This is a genomic window from Solwaraspora sp. WMMB335, from assembly GCF_049179075.1.
Lineage (GTDB): Bacteria > Actinomycetota > Actinomycetes > Mycobacteriales > Micromonosporaceae > Micromonospora_E.
On sequence record NZ_JBMHMF010000001.1, the window covers coordinates 986,791 to 1,003,589 of the forward strand.

Annotated in this window: 15 protein-coding genes and 1 tRNA gene; 8 read left to right on the plus strand and 8 right to left on the minus strand. The window is 69.1% G+C overall.

Annotation, left to right across the window (positions count from 1 at the left end; translation table 11 throughout):
• The first annotated feature begins 8 nt into the window (after window positions 1-8).
• Window positions 9-725, plus strand: a complete 717-nt coding sequence (locus ACN27F_RS03680; RefSeq protein ID WP_421431195.1) for a hypothetical protein — start codon at window positions 9-11, stop codon at window positions 723-725.
• 40 nt (window positions 726-765) lie between these two features.
• Window positions 766-1,761 (plus strand): TRM11 family SAM-dependent methyltransferase, encoded by a 996-nt coding sequence (locus ACN27F_RS03685; protein WP_421439933.1) that lies wholly within the window; start codon window positions 766-768, stop codon window positions 1,759-1,761.
• Here ACN27F_RS03685 and ACN27F_RS03690 read toward each other — a convergent pair.
• The 4 genes from ACN27F_RS03690 to ACN27F_RS03705 are packed head-to-tail and all read right to left on the minus strand — an operon-like array spanning window position 1,677 to window position 5,957.
• Window positions 1,677-2,897: an NADAR family protein gene (locus ACN27F_RS03690; protein ID WP_421431196.1), complete on the minus strand. Its 1,221-nt coding sequence runs from the start codon at window positions 2,895-2,897 to the stop codon at window positions 1,677-1,679. The two genes, ACN27F_RS03685 and ACN27F_RS03690, sit on opposite strands and share 85 nt — an antisense overlap.
• Before the next feature lie 54 nt (window positions 2,898-2,951).
• The gene (locus ACN27F_RS03695; protein WP_421431197.1) at window positions 2,952-4,568 is read right to left on the minus strand and encodes an integrase; all 1,617 of its coding nucleotides are present in this window, start codon (window positions 4,566-4,568) and stop codon (window positions 2,952-2,954) included.
• A 3-nt stretch (window positions 4,569-4,571) separates the two neighbouring features.
• On the minus strand, window positions 4,572-4,898 hold the full coding sequence (locus ACN27F_RS03700) for a helix-turn-helix domain-containing protein (protein WP_421431198.1): 327 nt from the start codon (window positions 4,896-4,898) through the stop codon (window positions 4,572-4,574).
• Window positions 4,899-5,957, minus strand: a complete 1,059-nt coding sequence (locus tag ACN27F_RS03705) for a tyrosine-type recombinase/integrase (RefSeq protein WP_421431199.1) — start codon at window positions 5,955-5,957, stop codon at window positions 4,899-4,901.
• 254 nt (window positions 5,958-6,211) lie between these two features.
• Between ACN27F_RS03705 and ACN27F_RS03710 the strand changes: the two genes are divergently transcribed.
• From ACN27F_RS03710 to ACN27F_RS03725, 4 genes are all read left to right on the plus strand, one after another.
• Window positions 6,212-7,327, plus strand: coding sequence for a DNA-methyltransferase (locus ACN27F_RS03710; protein WP_421431200.1), 1,116 nt, complete (start codon window positions 6,212-6,214; stop codon window positions 7,325-7,327).
• A gap of 67 nt (window positions 7,328-7,394) precedes the next feature.
• The gene (locus ACN27F_RS03715; RefSeq protein ID WP_421431201.1) at window positions 7,395-8,549 is read left to right on the plus strand and encodes a tyrosine-type recombinase/integrase; all 1,155 of its coding nucleotides are present in this window, start codon (window positions 7,395-7,397) and stop codon (window positions 8,547-8,549) included.
• Entirely contained in the window at window positions 8,546-8,869 is a 324-nt protein-coding gene (locus tag ACN27F_RS03720; protein WP_421431202.1) for a helix-turn-helix domain-containing protein, read from the plus strand. The genes ACN27F_RS03715 and ACN27F_RS03720 overlap by 4 nt, the downstream gene beginning before the upstream one ends.
• A complete protein-coding gene (locus tag ACN27F_RS03725) occupies window positions 8,866-11,178 on the plus strand; it encodes a hypothetical protein (protein ID WP_421431203.1) in 2,313 nt (770 codons plus the stop codon). The genes ACN27F_RS03720 and ACN27F_RS03725 overlap by 4 nt, the downstream gene beginning before the upstream one ends.
• Before the next feature lie 11 nt (window positions 11,179-11,189).
• On the opposite strand, the gene ACN27F_RS03730 is transcribed toward ACN27F_RS03725, so the two are convergent.
• Entirely contained in the window at window positions 11,190-11,819 is a 630-nt protein-coding gene (locus ACN27F_RS03730) for a hypothetical protein (protein ID WP_421439935.1), read from the minus strand.
• 1,094 nt (window positions 11,820-12,913) lie between these two features.
• On the opposite strand from ACN27F_RS03730, the gene ACN27F_RS03735 reads away from it, so the two are divergent.
• Entirely contained in the window at window positions 12,914-13,123 is a 210-nt protein-coding gene (locus tag ACN27F_RS03735) for a helix-turn-helix transcriptional regulator (protein WP_421431205.1), read from the plus strand.
• Between the two features lie 3 nt (window positions 13,124-13,126).
• Window positions 13,127-14,338 carry a tyrosine-type recombinase/integrase gene (locus ACN27F_RS03740; protein WP_421431206.1) on the plus strand — a complete coding sequence of 404 codons (1,212 nt, stop codon included), beginning with the start codon at window positions 13,127-13,129 and terminating at the stop codon, window positions 14,336-14,338.
• Between the two features lie 114 nt (window positions 14,339-14,452).
• Here the strand turns inward: ACN27F_RS03740 and ACN27F_RS03745 are convergent.
• The 3 genes from ACN27F_RS03745 to cmk form a co-directional block, all read right to left on the minus strand.
• Window positions 14,453-14,526: transfer RNA gene (locus ACN27F_RS03745), tRNA-Pro, on the minus strand.
• A gap of 127 nt (window positions 14,527-14,653) precedes the next feature.
• The gene (der, locus tag ACN27F_RS03750) at window positions 14,654-16,042 is read right to left on the minus strand and encodes a ribosome biogenesis GTPase Der (RefSeq protein ID WP_421431208.1); all 1,389 of its coding nucleotides are present in this window, start codon (window positions 16,040-16,042) and stop codon (window positions 14,654-14,656) included.
• Window positions 16,039-16,719, minus strand: coding sequence for a (d)CMP kinase (gene cmk / locus ACN27F_RS03755; RefSeq protein WP_421431210.1), 681 nt, complete (start codon window positions 16,717-16,719; stop codon window positions 16,039-16,041). The genes der and cmk overlap by 4 nt, the downstream gene beginning before the upstream one ends.
• Window positions 16,720-16,799: the final 80 nt, after the last annotated feature.

Sequence of the window (16,799 nt, forward strand, 5' to 3'; positions counted from 1 at the left end):
ACACGCCCATGCCGAAGCCCCACTCCACCGCCCACGGTGACCGGCGGCAGCCGGTACCAGTCGGTCTGCTCCTACCGCCTACCCACGTCCGGCGCACCCCCGGCCGACGAGTGCCGGGGGACTGGCACGGACTTCCCCTGAACCACCTCGCCCACCTCATTCGCCGCTACACCCACGCGGGTGGTGTGGTGCTCGACCTCGACGCGCACCCCGCCGCCACCGCCGCAACCCACTACCTGCGTCGAGTGCCGGCTTGGCTGATCACCGACCGCCACGGCCCGGCCGTGCGGCTCCGAACGTCCGCCGCCGAACGCCAGGCAGCGAGACGGCCTGGTGCCGGCGTCGACCTGATCCTGGCGAGCCTGCCTAAAGGAGCACGGCACCTCACCCGGGACGACGCGGCCACAGCAATGACCACCTGGCGGCCCTTGCTGCGCCCCGGCGGTTTCCTGGTCGCCGGACTCCCACCCCGGCAGCCCCAGCCGGACGAGGTCAGCCGCCGCACCACGGTCATCGCCGCCGCCCGCGCGGTCGGGCTCTTCTACCACCAGAACATCCCCGCTGTCCTCGTCCCGCTGCCCGAGCACGAGCCACGCACCGCCCCCGAACACCCCGGCGGGGCCGACGACGGGCGAGTCCTGCTTGCCGGCCGGCATCTTCCGGTCGTTCGAGACCTGGTCGTGTTCGGGACCACCGCCACTGGTGAGGAGAACGCCCGTGTCTGAGCCTCGTCCGCCGTTTCGGACCACCGGTTTCCCTGACTCCGTGCATCCGAACCTCGCCGGGTCCGACCTTGCGGCCTTGCTCGCCGAGGGCTACCTCGGCTCGGTCTGGCTCACCGGCCAACACCCGGCCCGCGACCTGCGACGCGGCCGGTACACCCCCGAATCGATGACCCACCCCGGCAAGATGCTGCCGACCATCCCCCGATACGCCATCCGCACCTACACCAACCCCGGTGAGATCGTGCTCGACCCCATGGCCGGTATCGGCACAACCGTCATCGAGGCCATGCACCTCGGCCGACACGGCGTAGGCGTCGAGTACGAAGCCGAATGGGTCACGAAGGCTGCGGACAACATCCGCCACACCGTCCGACTCGGAGTACCGGGTCAGGGCGAGATCTTCCACGGGGACTCGACCGCGCTACCAGCCCTGCTGCCGGCGAGCCTGCACGGACAGGTCTCCCTGGTGATCACCTCACCGCCGTACGGGTCGTCCACCCACGGACACGTCCGCACCCCAGGTCCGAGACGCGGCAGGGTCCGCAAGCTCCATCACAAATACGGCAGGGCGGATAACCTCGCCTATCGCAGTCACGGAGAGCTGGCCGACGGGTTCACCGCGATCCTCGCCGGCTGCCGGATCCTGCTGCGGCCCGGTGGGCACGTCGTCGTCACCGCCCGGCCCTACCGCCGCCACGGCGAACTCATCGACATCCCCGGCATGGTCGCCGCCGCCGGCATCAACGCCGGCCTCAAACTCGTCGATGAGTGCATCGCTCTCATCTGCGGCGTCCGCGATGGCATGGTCATCCCCCGCGCCTCCTTCTTCCAGCAAAAGAACACCCGCGACGCCATCGCCACCGGCGACCCGCAATGGCTCCTGCAGCACGAAGACGTAGTGGTCCTCCGCGAGCCGCTAAGGTCCGGAAGTTCCCGCGAACCCAAGTGTTCTCACGGGGAACCGGAGGGCTCTGGTGCCCCATCCTCGCATGTCGGCCCTTGTGTTCCTGGCGAAGCTGAGGAGCCGTTGCCATGAATCGCCGGAAGGGAGATCCCGGCTGCGGCAGCTGCGAGTTCGGAGCGGATCACTTCCAGCAGACGGCCCATCCAGTTGGTGGCTCGTTCGCTACCGACGGACCAGTAGGCGGAGTCGAAGTCGACGGAGATGACGCGGGCGTCGCCGCTGGCGAGCAGGGTCTGTGCCATCTGCGGGTGCTGGGTGTACTTGGCACGCAGCAGGATGGTCATGACGGCCAGACGTGCCGAGGCCCAGTCGGCGCGGCGGGGTGCCTGCTCGGCGAGTTTGCCGGCGTCGTATCCGCGCGGCGCCGCAGCGATCTGGTCGTGCCAGTGCGGGTCGGGAGTCGACAGCGCCCAGTAGGCGTGTGTGACGCTGGGGTAGCTGTTGGCGCCGACGGTGATGGTTGCCGGGTAGTCGTTCTGCAGGACTTCGACGCCGGGTGGATCCGGCCAGCCGCGTGGGTAGACCGTCTTCGGGATCGTCAGCGTGGGCTGCATCGGGTGTTCGGGGCCGTCGGCCGGGACCCGCGCGTCCCATGTCTCGATCGCGATCTTCCGCTCGCGGAAGTACGCGACTGCCTCGGCCCGCTTCTGCTCGGTGACGACGGGGCCGTTTGGCCAGCCGTGCAATGGTTCGCCCAGGTCGGTGATCAGGATCCGCAGTGGAGCGTCTTTGCGGTCCATGTCGCCGAGGGCGTAGACGCGCAGGTGCTCGGGGATTGCCAGGTAGCGATCGCGAACCGTGCGCCGGTTGTCCTCGGTGGGGTCGGCCAGGTATGTCTGCACTGCTTGCAGGCATCGACCGGTGGAGTCGGGCCGTCCGTTGAGCCGGTCGATTTCGTCGGTTACCTCGCCGAGAAGCATCTCGGCGTTGATGGCGGAGCGGGGCTCGGTGAACCGCCACCCCGCCAGGTGGTGCGCCGATGCCCACGCGCCGTCTTCGAGGGTGGTCGCGACTCCGCCACGGCGGAGTTGTTCGGCCAGTCCGTCGAGGTCGGTGAGTCCGCCGGTGCCGCTGTCGATCGCGCCGTCGGCGTAGATGACCAGGTCGGTCAGGAAGTACGTGTCCATGTTGCGGGTGAAGATGTGCCGCCAGGTGCCTTCGACTCGTTGGCCGTCCACGGTGCGGTAGGTGCGGCGATATCTGGTCACCGGCGCACCGTAGTCCAACCGTGCCGGGAGAGTTGTTCTGCCCTCGCGGGCTGCTCAGTGCGGCGGCCGGGGTGGGGTCTGCAGGAGGATTCGGGCGTTGGTGGCGTACCGGATGGCCGTGTCCTCGCTGACGGCGAAGACCGCGGCGATGTGCAGCGGGTCGCCGCCGGTGGCGATGGCCTCCTCGAGCTGGCGGTCGATGCGCAGTCGTTCGATGGTGGCGGTCAGTCCGCGCATGTTCAGGATCCAGGTGTGGCTGACCGGGCCGTGCCGCAGGGCGCTTTCGGTGCTGACGAGCAGGTGCGGGTTGGCGGTGTTCGGCCAGCGGCGGTGCCGGTAGTCGAGCCAGTCGAGCAGTGCGTGGTGGGTCAGCTCGTCGAGTGGGCGGTCGTGGCCGGCGATGGTGATGCGCCGGCCGGGCAGGTCGACGTCGTCGAGGTGCATCGCGCGGATCTGGCCGGGGCGCGCGGCGTGGACCGCGGCCAGTACGAGGAAGAGCCGGGCCTGCGGGGTTGTCGCGGCTGTGACGGCCTGATTCAGCTCGTCGGGACGCAGCGGCTGCCAGATGGCGTCCTCGACGCGTGGTCCTCTGACCCGGGCGGTCGGATTACGAAAGATCAGGTTGCTGTGCTTGGCCCAGCCGAACAGCGACCGCAGGGCGGTGGTCGCGGTCTGGCGTGGGTTGCCGTGCAGCGTGTCCAGATACGTGCTGACGTCGTCACGGGTGACCTCCCGCAGGTGCTCACGATGCCGCGCCCAGTCGGTCAACGCGGGCACGGTAGCGGCGACATAGCCGCGAACGGTCTCGACGCGCCGGGCGCGGGTACGTGGTCCGCCATCGCGCAGGACCCGGGCCCACCGCAGCACATCGCGCTGAATGGGCGGGGCAAGGTCGGCGAGTTTGGCGTGCAGCCATGGTTCGAGGGCGGCCGGTCGGTCATCGTCGACAACGGCCATGGCGGCGAGGATCTCGATGACGTAGCCGAGGTCGGTGCAGCGGCGCACCACGATGTCCGCGAAGTCGCTGACCCGGATCAGATCGCCTTCCTGGTAGTCGGCCAGCAGCATCACCAGGACCCGTTGCATTCCCCGGCGTGTGACCGGGGCCCAGCCACGGGCCTCCGCGTTGGTGTGGGCCAGGTGCAGTGCCCAGGCCAGCCAGGGGTTGTCCGGCGCCGCGCCGTGCCGCAGATCGATTGCGGCGTAGCGGTAACTGCGCACTCCGGCGTCGAGCAGCGGCGGCTGAATCCATCCAGTGACCGGCCGGGCGGCCGGCAGTGGTGGCGGTTTGAGAGGCCGGCCCTTGACTCCGTAGCGTCGCGGCGCAGCCCGGGGCGGGGCCGTCCGCCGGTCCATGTCGGCGAAGAACAACTGGTGGTGCCGGATATCGCGCAGGTATGGCGCCAGCACCACCGCCGACCGGGCGTCATCGGCCAGGACAGTGCGAACGGTGCGGGCCTGGCACCAGCACAGCCGGCAGTAGCCCTTCTTCAGCCGTTCCCGCCGCAGGCAGGCGCCGCACTCGCCCGCCTGATGCCCGTGTCGGGGCGCGGCGAAGTTGTAACAGGCCAGGCAGACGCCTTGGGCGAAGGTCAGCCCCCAGGCCAGACACGCGGCGCAGGTGGTGACGGCTCTGCGGACAATGCTGCCGTCGCGCGCTCTCGCCACCACGGTTCAGACCGGTGGCAGGGAACGGCCGGCTCGGCGTCGGGGCACCACCGCGAGCGGTGTGGCACCGGCTGCCCGGGAGGCCACCTGACCGGCGTCCGTAGGACGGGCCACCGTGTCCGGTTCGGGGAGGAGCAGATCACCGACCTGGCAGCCGAGCACCACGCAGATGACATCCAGGTCGGCGAGCTTGACGGTGACCGGCTGCCCCGACCACAGGCCGGACATCTTGCCGGCCGAGATGACCAAGCCATGCTCGGCGAGCTGGCGTTGCAGGTCAGAAGCCTTCCAGATACCACGCTGGGCGGCGACCAGCCGCAGGTTCCACCGCATTCACGTGACTCCTTCAAGCCGCTGCGCGGCCCGTTGCTGCGCAGCCAGCCACGCCTCTTCGATCCGCGTGCGGTGCACGTGGACGTAGCGCATCGTGGTGGCGACCCAGGCGTGTCCGAGCATCTCCTGGATCGAGATGAGGTCCACGCCGTTCATGTAGAGCTGCGATGCGCAGAAGTGTCGCAGCACGTGCGGGGTGAGCCGGTCGGTCCATACCGGCAGGTGCACGGCGACCGCCGCCGCGAGCGCGGCCCGGACGGCGTCGTAGCCGACTCGGCCGCCGGCCCGTTCGGAGGGGAACAGCGGGGCGCACGGCCGGGTGTGGTCGTCACCGAACTGGCCCCACACGTCCTCGATGAACCAGTGCAATGTCCGGCCAGCGTGGTTGATCAGTGGCACCATCCGCTCTCGAGGACCCGAGCCACGCGAGCCCTTGCCGTGGCGAACATGCAGCTTGCCGAACCGACCGAGGTCCCACTTGATGTCGGCCAAGTCGAGCCGGCGGGCCTCGTTCGCCCGCAGTCCGACCTCAGCCATCAGACGGGCCGCCGTGTAGTTCCGAGCAGACGGGGCGAACTTGCGGCAGCTGGCCAGTTCCTGCGCCCAACTGGTGAACAGGGCAGTGACCTCGGCCTCGCTGGGCGGGATGCGCAGCATGGCGTCCTTGCTACCGCGCGGGCGGTTCATTTCGTCTACCGGGCAGGTCACCACCCGGCCGGTCATGGCATGCAACTCGGTCTGGTAACGCAGCTCAAGGAACGTGAAGTAGGTGCGCAGCGCCTGCGACCGGGCCAGGCGGGTGCCGCTCGGCGCGCGGCGCATCACCCGCCCGAAGTAGGCGTCCGCGTCCGCCGCCTCCATCTCCCACAACGGGCAGCCGAACCACGACCGCACCTGCTCGAGATGGCCCACGTCGCCGCGGATCGTCCCGTCGGTGAGTCCGGCCGACGCCCGCGCCAGAACGAATCCGGCCAGCGCATCCGTCTCGAACCGTTCCAACTCCTCGGCCGACGCCAGACCACGTCGCTCGCGCAGATCACGGACTGCCGCCAGGCCCAACCCAAGCCCCTCACGTTCGAGCTATCCGAGATTTCCCCGGATGCCTTGATAACGCTTCAGAAATCCCGAGGTGACGTCATCACACCCGCCCCGACCAAAATCACCCAGATCACGCTCACCCAAAAGGCTGCGCGATCAGACCGCTACCGAAACCCAAGTGATGTCGGACTCGATGACAGCAACCCCGACACGCGAGCATTCGCACCGCCGCCGACCAACGCCCCAGGTAGCAGCGAGCCGGTTGGAGGTGCGGCATGAGCACCAGCAGCCACCCGACATCCGCACCCCAGCCGTCGGCTCCGTGGTGGAGCGCCGGGCCGGTCACCCTCCACGTCGGCGACGCGCATGACGCGCTCGCCACGATGCCCGACGCATCAGTGGACTGCATCGTCACCTCACCGCCCTACTGGGGACTGCGCTCGTACGACACGGGCCAATGGCACGACGGCCACGCCGACTGCGATCACCGCCTCGCCCCAAACCCGTCAGGTGGGCAGCAGCGCTTGTGTCCGGAATGCGGAGCAGTCTGGACCGACCGCCAGTACGGCCAGGAAGCCACCATCGACGGCTACGTCAACCACCTCGTCGCCGTCTTCAACCAGGCCCGTCGCGTGCTCCACCCCCAAGGCACCCTGTGGCTCAACCTCGGCGACTCCTACGCCAGCACCGGCCCCCGCAAAGCCCAACCCCACGGCACCAACAGCGTCATCAGCGGCAACTACACCCGCCAGAAGTGGACCCCCGGAGCCGTTGCCGGACTACCCGCCAAAAGCCTGATCGGCATCCCATGGCGAGTAGCCCTCGCCCTCCAAGCCAACAACTGGATCTTGCGAAACGCGGCGGTCTGGGCAAAGACGAACGGACAGCCCTCCTCGGCCAAGGACCGGCTGACCACCACCTACGAGATGGTTTTCCTGTTCACCCGCAGTCCACGCTATTTCTTCGACCTCGACGCCATCCGCATCCCGCTGAAGGATTCCAACGACCGCCGGCTACGCGCCCCGGTCACGCACGGCAAGCCCGGCGACTCGAAGACACGCGGCCACGACCGGACCCGACCACCCGGCAAGAACCCCGGCGATGTGTGGCCCTACCCCACACGGGCATTCAAGGAAGCCCACTTCGCGGCCTACCCGATCGAGGTCCCGCTTCGGTGCATCGCAGCCGGATGCCGGCCCGACGGCGTGGTACTCGACCCGTTCAGCGGTGCCGCCACGACCGGACTCGCCGCGCTACAACTCGGCCGCCGCTACATCGGCGTCGACCTGAGCAGCAGCTACGCGGCGATAGCGCACCAGCGCATATTGCATCAGATGCAACAACTCGGGATGTCCGTCGACGACCAGGGCCAGCCAGACGAGAAGGATTGATCGATGATGCTAACTGATCTTCGACGGCTGACCTCGACGTTTGTACGATACGCCTTCCATCCCAACAATGTTGCTTCTGATGCAACGCCGATGGGAGCTGGCTGTGGCGGTGGAAATGGCCGGTTCGGCGCGGTTGGAGCTGGTCGAGGGTGTCGTCCCGCTGGATCCGCAGCGGGCGGTCGTCGAGGCGATGCTGTCGGGCTGGGCCCGGCAACAGGCGGCTCGGTTCCTCGATCAGGAGGCCACGATCGGACCGCGGTTGGCGTTGGTCCGCCGGCTGATGTCGTTCAGCGGCCTGTATCCGTGGCAGTGGACGGCCGCGGAAGCAGAGGCGTTCATCGCCGACCTGCGTTCCGGGGCCAAGCCGATCCGAGTGTCCACCGCACGGGGATACGAGATCGCGTTGCGGATGTTCTGCGAGTACGCGGCCGATGCCCGTTACGGGTGGCCGGAGCAGTGCCAGCAGCGGTTCGGCGCCTCCGTCACGCAGGTGTTCCACGAGCACAACAGCGTGGTCCACGTATCGGACTACGAGGGGGACCCGGGCCGGCGGCCGTTGACCTACGACGAGGCGCAGGCATTGTTCGATGCGTCGGACGGCCGGGTGGAGGAGATCCGGAGCCGGCGTCGGAAGGGCTCGCTGACCGCGATGCGCGACGCCGCGATGCTCAAGACCGTCTACGCGTACGGGTTACGTCGGCAGGAGTGCTGCGGCCTGGACCTGGCAGACCTGCGGCACAACCCGAAAGCAGCTCGGTACGGCCGGTTCGGGGCATTGTTCGTCCGTTTCGGCAAGGCGTCACGCGGCGGTGCGCCCAAACGGCGCACGGTCCTGACGGTGCCGGAGATGGACTGGGTCGTGCCGGTCCTGGAGCAGTGGGTGGACGAGGTCAGGCCGCTGTTGTCGCCGGGGCAGCATCCGGCGTTGTGGGTCACCGAGCGGCGCAGCCGGGTCGGCCGGCACGGACTGGACAAGGCGTTCGAGACCGTGCGGGCGGCGGCCGGACTGCCGCCGGAGTTGGATCTGCACAGTCTGCGGCACTCCTACGTCACGCATCTGGTCGAGTTCGGTTACCCGGAAAGGTTCGTGACCGAGCAGGTCGGACACAGTTACGCGGCGACCACGGCGATCTACACCGGAGTGTCGGACGAATTCCGTAACCGGCTGGTCGAGAAGGCGCTGCGCCAGCAGCTCGGCGATCTGTGGGAGGGTACCGGATGATCAAGAAGATGGGTTACCGCTGGCAGTTGCGGCAGCTGATGGCCCGAGCGGAGATGTATGCCACCAGCGACCTGGTACCGCTGCTGGCCGAGCGCGGTGTGCACCTGTCCCGCGAGCAGGTCTACCGGCTGGTGACCGCCGCGCCGCAGCGGCTGTCGATGGATGTGCTGGCGGCGCTGTGTGACATCCTCAACTGCACCCCGAACGACCTGATCGAGATCACCGAGGTCAACGCGGAGGTCCGCAAGACTGCCTCCGCTGCGGGCGGGGCGGCTCCGTCGGTGCGGCGCAGCACCGTGCGGCGGCCCGAGGGGCTATGAGCCTCGAGCAGAGCCGCCGCCGCGAGGATGCGGTGCAACGCCTCGCCACCCACCTGGTGTCCGTAGTGGATGGAATGGACGAGGCGTCGGCGTTCGCGGTGCTGGCCGTTGCCAGGGTGACCCGGTTACGGGCATTGCACGAGCTGGACGCGTGGATGGACGCGCATCCCGACGCATTGGCCGAACCCGGGGCACACTGCCCGCTGTCGCTGGTCCGCCTCGCCCACGCCCTGCACGCCGCCGGCCACACCGATGTGGTGCTGCCCGCGTGCGTCGCCTGCGGGCGGACCCTGCCCGACCTGGTGACCGGACCCGACGGTCGGATCTGCGGTCGCTGCGCTGCCCGGATGCGGATACGCGCCTGTGTCCGGTGCGGTCGCGAAGGACGGATCCTGGCCCGCCGCGCCGAAGGCGGCATCTGTCACCGCTGCTACCGCGTCGATGAACAGGTGATCACGCCCTGCGCTCGATGCGGCCGGCCACGCCAGCCGGTCGCCAGGCTCGACGACGGCTCCCCGGTCTGCGAGACCTGCTGGCAACCGGTGCGGACCTGCACGACATGCGGCACCACCGGACCGACCCATTACCGCGGGTCGGACGGACCGCTGTGCCCGGCCTGCTACCGGCGGCGTCACCAGCCGCAGCGAGCGTGCAGCCGCTGCGGGGAAGTCGCCCGCATCGCCCACCGCGGCCAGGACCCCACGGCCGAGGTCTGTTACCGCTGCTACCGGCCTCCCACCGTCGATACCCTCTGCGCCACCTGCGGACGCGCCCGACCGTGCCGGCCGGCAGGGCGGTCCGGGCCGCTGACGTGTTCGAGTTGCCGTCCGCTTCGGCGCGTCGCCTGCGCCCGCTGCGCCCGGGTCAGGATCGTCGCGGCAAACTGGCCCGTTGGCCCCATCTGCCACCCCTGCTACCAGACCGTCCTGCGGGACACCCGCGACTGCGCCCGGTGCGGGATCCGGCGCCCGCTCGTCGGACGTGACGAGACCACCGCCGCAGCGATCTGCGGTCCCTGCGCGGGCACGGACATCGGTCACCAGTGCCGCACCTGCGGCAACGAGGGCCGCATCTACGCCGAGGGGCAATGCACCCGCTGCGTGCTCCGCACTCGTCTGGTCGACCTGCTTACCGGCCCGGCCGGCGGCATCGAGCCGCAACTGGTGCCGGTACTGGAAACACTCAGCCGAGCAGATCGTCCCGAAGCGGTCATCAAGTGGCTCGCCCACAGCCCGGCCGCACGGCTGCTCGCCCAACTCGCCGCCCACGGCCGGCCAATCAGCCACGACGACCTCGACGCCGTCGCGCTCGGGCACGGCGAACGCTACGCCCGACACCTGCTCACCCACACCGGCGTCCTGCCACACCGCCACGACGACATCGAGCGCGTCGAGGTCTGGCTCGATCGGCTCCTCACCAAACACCCCGCCCACCACGCCCGCCTCGTGCGCCCCTTCGCAATCTGGCACCTGCTGCGACGCGCCCGCCGCGCCGCCACTCGCCGAACCCCGACCTCAGCGACCGGCGAACGGCTGCGCTCACACGTCAGGGTCGCGCTGGACCTACTCGACTGGATCGATGCCCGCCAGGTGACCCTCGCCGCGCTCACCCAGCCGGATCTCGAACAGTGGCTGGCCGAAGGAGCACGCCGGCGCCACACCGTGCGGCACTTCCTGAACTGGGCCACGGAGCGCGGGCTCACACCGCCTCATGAGATTCCCACTCCACCGCAGCGAGACCCGGGCGCGATCCTGGACGACGACCGACGCTGGCACCAACTCCGCCGCTGTCTGACCGACGAACAGCTACCGGACGAGGTCCGCGTCGCCGGCGCACTGATCTTGCTCTACGGGCTGACCGTGAGCCGGATCAGGCAACTCACCACGACACACATCACCATCGACAACGGCCAGACCTTCCTCACCGTCGGCGCCAAACCGCTGCCCCTACCGCCCAGCCTCGGCGAGCTCACCCAGCGACTCGCCCAAACGCCCCGCAGCCGATCCGCCCTCGCCAGCGGCAGCCCCGCACAGACCGCCTGGCTGTTCCCCGGCCTCAACACCGGACAACCACTCACCATCCACGGCCTCGGCAAAGCGCTGCGACGTCACGGCATCACCACAAGGCCAGCACGGCACGCCGCGCTCATCGCCCTGGCCGGCGAACTGCCAACTCCGATCCTCGCCGAGACCCTCGGCATCCACATCAACACCGCACGCCGCTGGGCCGGCTACCTCCAACGCGACTGGAGCACCTACCTCGCCGAACGAGCCAGCCCAGACACACCTACGGTTCCGCCAACAACGTGAGAATGGGCCGATCAGTCAGCCGGCAACTCCAGCGGCGCGGTGATAGCGAAGTGCTGGTCGACCCTCTCCACCAACGCGGCTCCTCGCGGACCCAGCCCGGTCTGCTTAGCCCACCCGGCCAAGGCGTTCAGGAAGCCGAATAAGTCCCGCTGCACGCCCAACAGGAGTTGAGGGAACGCACGACATGGAAGATCGACCCGCTGCTCGGCCCACCTGCCACGCTCACGGTTGGGCCCCCCGTCCTGCCACACCCGCACATCCTCGCCAATGACCTCAATCTCTGGTCCGGGATCATGCCCCAGCCACGGCGAACCATCGATCAATACCCGGGTCCATTCCCGCCAGTCCTCCAGGCCACAACAACAACCCGGCACGATCACCGTCCCGGCGCTCGTATCACTCAACTGCAGGCCGCCGGCGACGATGAGCAGTTCCTCGGCCAACAGTGCGTCCACAACCTCATCGCGACCGCCCGGAGACGCAACGTCGATCCGCGTGGCGAGGGAGGCCACGAACAGACCCGCCTGTTCAGCGGTGCAGCCAGCACTGAGAACCAACCACGAGCCGGGAGCCACAGCCGCGACCGGCCACGGCGCCGGTCCCTCACTGAACATCGGCACTTGAACCACTGCCTGCAGCATGATCACGCAGTCATTCAATCGGATGCCACCTGCAGCGACATCCGCATTACCAGCAAGTACCCGCATGCTCCTCAGCCAGCACGATCATGAGGAACCGCCAAGTTGGTGAGAAGGAAGCACCGTCAGCTCCGAAGGAACCCGCTCGGCTGAAGGTCAACGCCCATCAACGCCGCCCTCGGCGATGAGAACCTACACCGGCGACGCGCCCCACGCTCATGGCCCGCCCGCCAACGGTTAGGCCGCGACACGATGCCAGCGGCCAGATCAACCTCGACGACGTCTGGCAAGCGCAGACCCGACCAGAACTGCGCAGGACTCGGCCGGACCGGCAACAGGCTGGCCAGCCAGACGGCTGCCGCCAGGCCGTGCGTCCCGATGATCAGCGTGCCGCCGACCGCCGCAGCGTCTCCACCGCCTTGGGCTCGTCGCTGCCGACAAAGTAGGCCGGCGTTGCCACCAGTGGCGCCACGCCCGAGCAGCCGCCCGGCCCTCGGACCCAGACGCCACCGTTCAGCCGGGATCGCCGGATCGACCTCCGGCATCGCGTGTCGAACCAGAACGAGCCTGCCCACCGCGATCAAGGTCGCCGCTGAACCGTACCGACCTGCGGTCAGCTCGATCACCGCCAAGCATCCACCCGGATCGACGCCGCCACTCAACCCCGCACTCAGTCCCGGATAGGAGGAATAGTGCCCGCCTCGAATATTCCTACTCCACCGGTACAACGCCGGCTCCACCCCCACCTCAACCTGCCTAACGCTGACGGGGTCTCCAATGTCTAGGCAGGCACACGGGCTGCAGAGTCTTCCGCGCCCCGCCATCACGCCAGCCGGCGACAGGCTTGACGACTTCGGATCGCCACGCGTGGATCGACGTCCACAACCGGCGCAACCCGCGACCGCGCAATACAGCGGCAGCGCCATCGTCCCCCGGCCCCAGCCGAACCGGGAACCTGAAAGGACACCCAATCCGTGCCCGCCCTATCCCCTACCCGCCCCATGGTCCAGACCACTGGGTGCCACCGGTCACTGGCGGCCTACCGACAGCGTCACGTCGAACCCGCAGCCTGGTCCAGCCGACACGGTAGGCCAGCGATGAACGGCTCGACCGCCCCCGAATGGCGACCAGACCCGCTGCTGACCATCGATGACCTCGCCGCCTGGCTGGGAAAGCCGAAGAACACCCTCTACGCCTGGCACAGCCGAGGCAAGGGACCACGCGCTATCCGCGTCGGCAACACCCTGCGCTACCGGCGCAGCGAGGTCGAACGCTGGCTCGACGCCAACACCGACGCGGAGCGGTGAGCGATGGCCCGACCTGAGCTGCCCATCGGCACCTGGGGCAAGATCCGCACCGAGAAGCTCGGACCCAACCGCTACCGCGCACGGGCCCGGTTCCGCGACTACGACGGCAAGACCCGCGACATCGAGGCCACCGACACCACAGGCCCAGCCGCCGAACGAGCGTTGAAAGTCAAACTCCGCGATCGCACCACCCCCAACGACGACGAGATCACTCGGGAGACCCGCATCAGCAGACTCGCCGAACTATGGGTCGAAGAGATCACCGCCGAGGAGCGGATCGCACCACAGACCATCCACCGGTACCAGACCAGCCTGCGCGCCTCAATCCTGCCGGCCCTCGGCGGCCTCCGGATCAGAGAGGCCAGCGTCGGGCGCCTGGACCGGTTCCTGCGTGACATCGCCAAGGACCGCCCGTCGTCGGCCAAGGGAGCGAAGGTCGTCCTCAGCCAGATGTTCGCGCTGGCCGTACGCCACGGCGCGATACCCACCAACCCCGTACGCGACACCGGCCGGCTACGCAAACCTCGCCGCACGGTCGTCGCCCTCACCGACGACAACCTCCAGGCCGTCCGTACGGCGATCCGCGACTGGCAGCAGCCGATCCCCGGCAAACCCGGACCTCGGCACACCGGAGACCTGGCCGACATCGTCGACCTCATGCTCGCCACCGGCGCACGCATCGGTGAAATCCTCGCTCTGCGCTGGGAAGACCTGAACCTAGCCGCCGAACGCCCCACCCTGACGATCTGCGGCACACTGGTCTTCGTCAAAGGGAAGGGCTTCTTCCGCCAGCCCTGGACCAAGAGCGACGCCGGCTACCGAATGGTCGTCCTGCCCCGATTCGCGGTCGGCATGATCCTGGCCCGCAAGCTCGTCGCCGCAGACAACCCCCATGACGCGATCTTCGCCTCCCGACGCGGCACCTGGCTGTCACCCAACAACGTCCGCCGGCAGTGGCGCCAGGCCCGCGCCGACACCGACCTCGCCTGGGTCACCCCCCACACCTTCCGCAAGACGGTGGCCACCCTCATCAAGGAGGAGACCAACACCAAGAGCGCCGCAGCACAGCTAGGACACTCCAGCGAAGAGGTGACCGACACCTACTACATCGCCAAGCCCGCCCAAGCCCCCGACGTCTCCGAAGTCCTTGAACGCCTCGGCGCTAACCCAAGCGGACAGCGCGCACCCGCAACGCACGACGATGCCCGGGGATGACAAACCTGGTTGCCGAACCAGGTAATTGGGGGGTTTTCGGGGGGCGGTTCAAAACTTTATAGAAGAAAGTCAAAGCCCTAACCAGCGTTCCCGCTGGTCAGGGCTTTTTCTCTGTCGGGACGGCCGGATTCGAACCGACGACCCCTTGACCCCCAGTCAAGTGCGCTACCAAACTGCGCCACGTCCCGTTGCCACCCGCCTAGTGGAGCGAGCGACAGCCGCTACAGCGTAGCGCACCGCAGGCACGACCGACTCGCACCCCCGATCCGGCGGGCGGTGTCTCGACCGTTGACCCCGCCGGCTTAGGTCAGCACGTCAGCCGTGCGCCTTGCCCCTGCCCCCCGGGCCCGACTGCTTGCGTGGCCGTACGGACACCTCGATCGGGCTGCCCTGGAAGCCGTGCTCCTCACGAAGCTTGCGCTCGACGAACCGCTGGTATCCGGCGTCCAACGGGCCGGTGGTGAACAGCACGAAGCGCGGTGGCGCCACCCCGGCCTGGGTGGCGAAGAGGATACGCGGCGCCCGGCCGCCGCGTATCGGGTGCGGCGTCGCCTGGACCAGCGCGGTGAGCCACTGGTTGAGCTGTCCGGTCGGGATCCGGGTTTCCCAGCTGGCCAGGGCGGTACGCAGGGCGGGCGCGAGCCGCTCCACCGCGCGCCCGGTCCTGGCCGAGATGTTCACCCGGATCGCCCAGGGGATGCGGCGCAGGTCCCGCTCGATCTCCTTCTCCAGGTAGTAGCGCCGATCGGCGTCCACCAGGTCCCACTTGTTGAACGCGATCACCAGTGCGCGGCCCGCTTCGACGACCGTCGAGAGCACCCGCTGGTCCTGCTCGCTGAGGGTCTCGCTGGCGTCGAGCAGGACGACCGCCACCTCTGCGGCTTCGATCGCGCCAGCGGTACGCAGGCTGGCGTAGTACTCGGTGCCGCTGGCCCGGTTGGCGCGCTTACGTAATCCAGCGGTGTCGACGAACTGCCACGGCTCGCCACCGATCTCGACGATACTGTCCACCGGGTCGACAGTGGTGCCGGCGACCGAGTCGACCACCGCCCGCTCCTCCCGGGCCAGCCGGTTGAGCAGGCTGGACTTGCCGACGTTGGGCCGGCCGACGAGCGCGACCCGGCGCGGGCCGCGCGGGCCCGGTTCGGTGACCGGCGGGAGATCCGGTAACGCGTCGAGGACCGCGTCGAGCAGATCCCCGGATCCCCGACCGTGCAGTGCGGAGACCGGATACGGCTCACCGAGGCCCAGCGACCACAGGGCCGTGGCGTCCAGTTCGATGTTGGCGTTGTCCGCCTTGTTGGCCACCAGTAGGACCGGTTTGGCGCTGCGGCGCAGCATCTTGACGGCGGCCTCGTCGACGTCGGTCGCCCCGACCGTCGCGTCGACGACGAAGAGGACCACGTCGGCGGTGACGATCGCTGCCTCGGCCTGGGCGGCGATCGCCGCCGCGCGGTCGCGGGCGTCGGGTTCCCAACCACCGGTGTCGACGACGGTGAACTGCCGACCGGACCAGTGAGCGTCGTACGGGACCCGGTCGCGGGTGACCCCGGGGGTGTCCTCGACGACCGCCTGCCGACGGCCGATGATCCGGTTGACCAGTGTGGACTTGCCCACGTTGGGGCGGCCGACCACGGCCACCACCGGCACCGGCACGGTTGCCGCCGGCGCGTCCACCGGCGCCGGGACGGGTTCGGCGCTCATCCGGCGACCCGGGCGCTGAGCAGGTCACGGAGCCGGTTGACCACCTCATCGATGCCCAACGCGGTGGTGTCCAACTCGACGGCGTCGGCGGACTGCTGCAGCGGGTCGGCGGTGCGGGTCGAGTCCAACCGGTCGCGGCGGGCCAGATCCTCGGCGGTCGCCGCGACGTCGGCCGCGGTCTCGGCGCTGCGCCGGCGGGCCCGCGTTTCCGCCGACGCGGTGAGGTAGACCTTGAGGTCGGCGTCGGGGGCGACCACGGATCCGATGTCCCGGCCTTCGACGACGATCGGCGCGTGCGCCGCGATCAGGGCACGCTGCTCGGCGACGAGCAGTTCGCGGACCGCGGGTACGGCGGCGACAGCCGAGACCGCGGAGGTGACCTCGGATCCGCGGATCTCCGCGTCGACGGCGACACCGTCGGCACGCACATGGGGGGTGGCCGGATCGGTACCGATGGTGAGGATGACGTCAGCCGCGACCTTGGTCACTCCGTCGGTGTCGTGCGGGTCGACTCCGGCGCGTAACACCGCCCAGGTGACCGCCCGGTACATCGCGCCGGTATCCAGATAGCGGGCACCGGTCGCGGTGGCAAGATGCCGGGAAACGGTGGATTTACCGGATCCGGACGGACCATCCACGGCCACCACGAACGTCCCGGCCCGCACCTGCTCAGCCACCGTCGGCCTCCTCACCCCTGTCATGCTCCCACCTGGCCGCAGTCATCGCGCGAGAAGTGCGCCCCGGCGGGATGCCCGCT

Coding starts and splice junctions, on each gene's coding strand:
- ACN27F_RS03735 (WP_421431205.1), top strand. CDS start 12,914: ATGAACGGCTCGACCGCCCCCGAATGGCGACCAGACCCGCTGCTGACC.
- der (WP_421431208.1), bottom strand. CDS start 16,042: ATGAGCGCCGAACCCGTCCCGGCGCCGGTGGACGCGCCGGCGGCAACC.
- ACN27F_RS03710 (WP_421431200.1), top strand. CDS start 6,212: ATGAGCACCAGCAGCCACCCGACATCCGCACCCCAGCCGTCGGCTCCG.
- ACN27F_RS03700 (WP_421431198.1), bottom strand. CDS start 4,898: ATGCGGTGGAACCTGCGGCTGGTCGCCGCCCAGCGTGGTATCTGGAAG.
- ACN27F_RS03725 (WP_421431203.1), top strand. CDS start 8,866: ATGAGCCTCGAGCAGAGCCGCCGCCGCGAGGATGCGGTGCAACGCCTC.
- ACN27F_RS03740 (WP_421431206.1), top strand. CDS start 13,127: ATGGCCCGACCTGAGCTGCCCATCGGCACCTGGGGCAAGATCCGCACC.
- ACN27F_RS03730 (WP_421439935.1), bottom strand. CDS start 11,819: ATGCTGCAGGCAGTGGTTCAAGTGCCGATGTTCAGTGAGGGACCGGCG.
- ACN27F_RS03715 (WP_421431201.1), top strand. CDS start 7,395: ATGTTGCTTCTGATGCAACGCCGATGGGAGCTGGCTGTGGCGGTGGAA.
- ACN27F_RS03720 (WP_421431202.1), top strand. CDS start 8,546: ATGATCAAGAAGATGGGTTACCGCTGGCAGTTGCGGCAGCTGATGGCC.
- ACN27F_RS03680 (WP_421431195.1), top strand. CDS start 9: ATGCCGAAGCCCCACTCCACCGCCCACGGTGACCGGCGGCAGCCGGTA.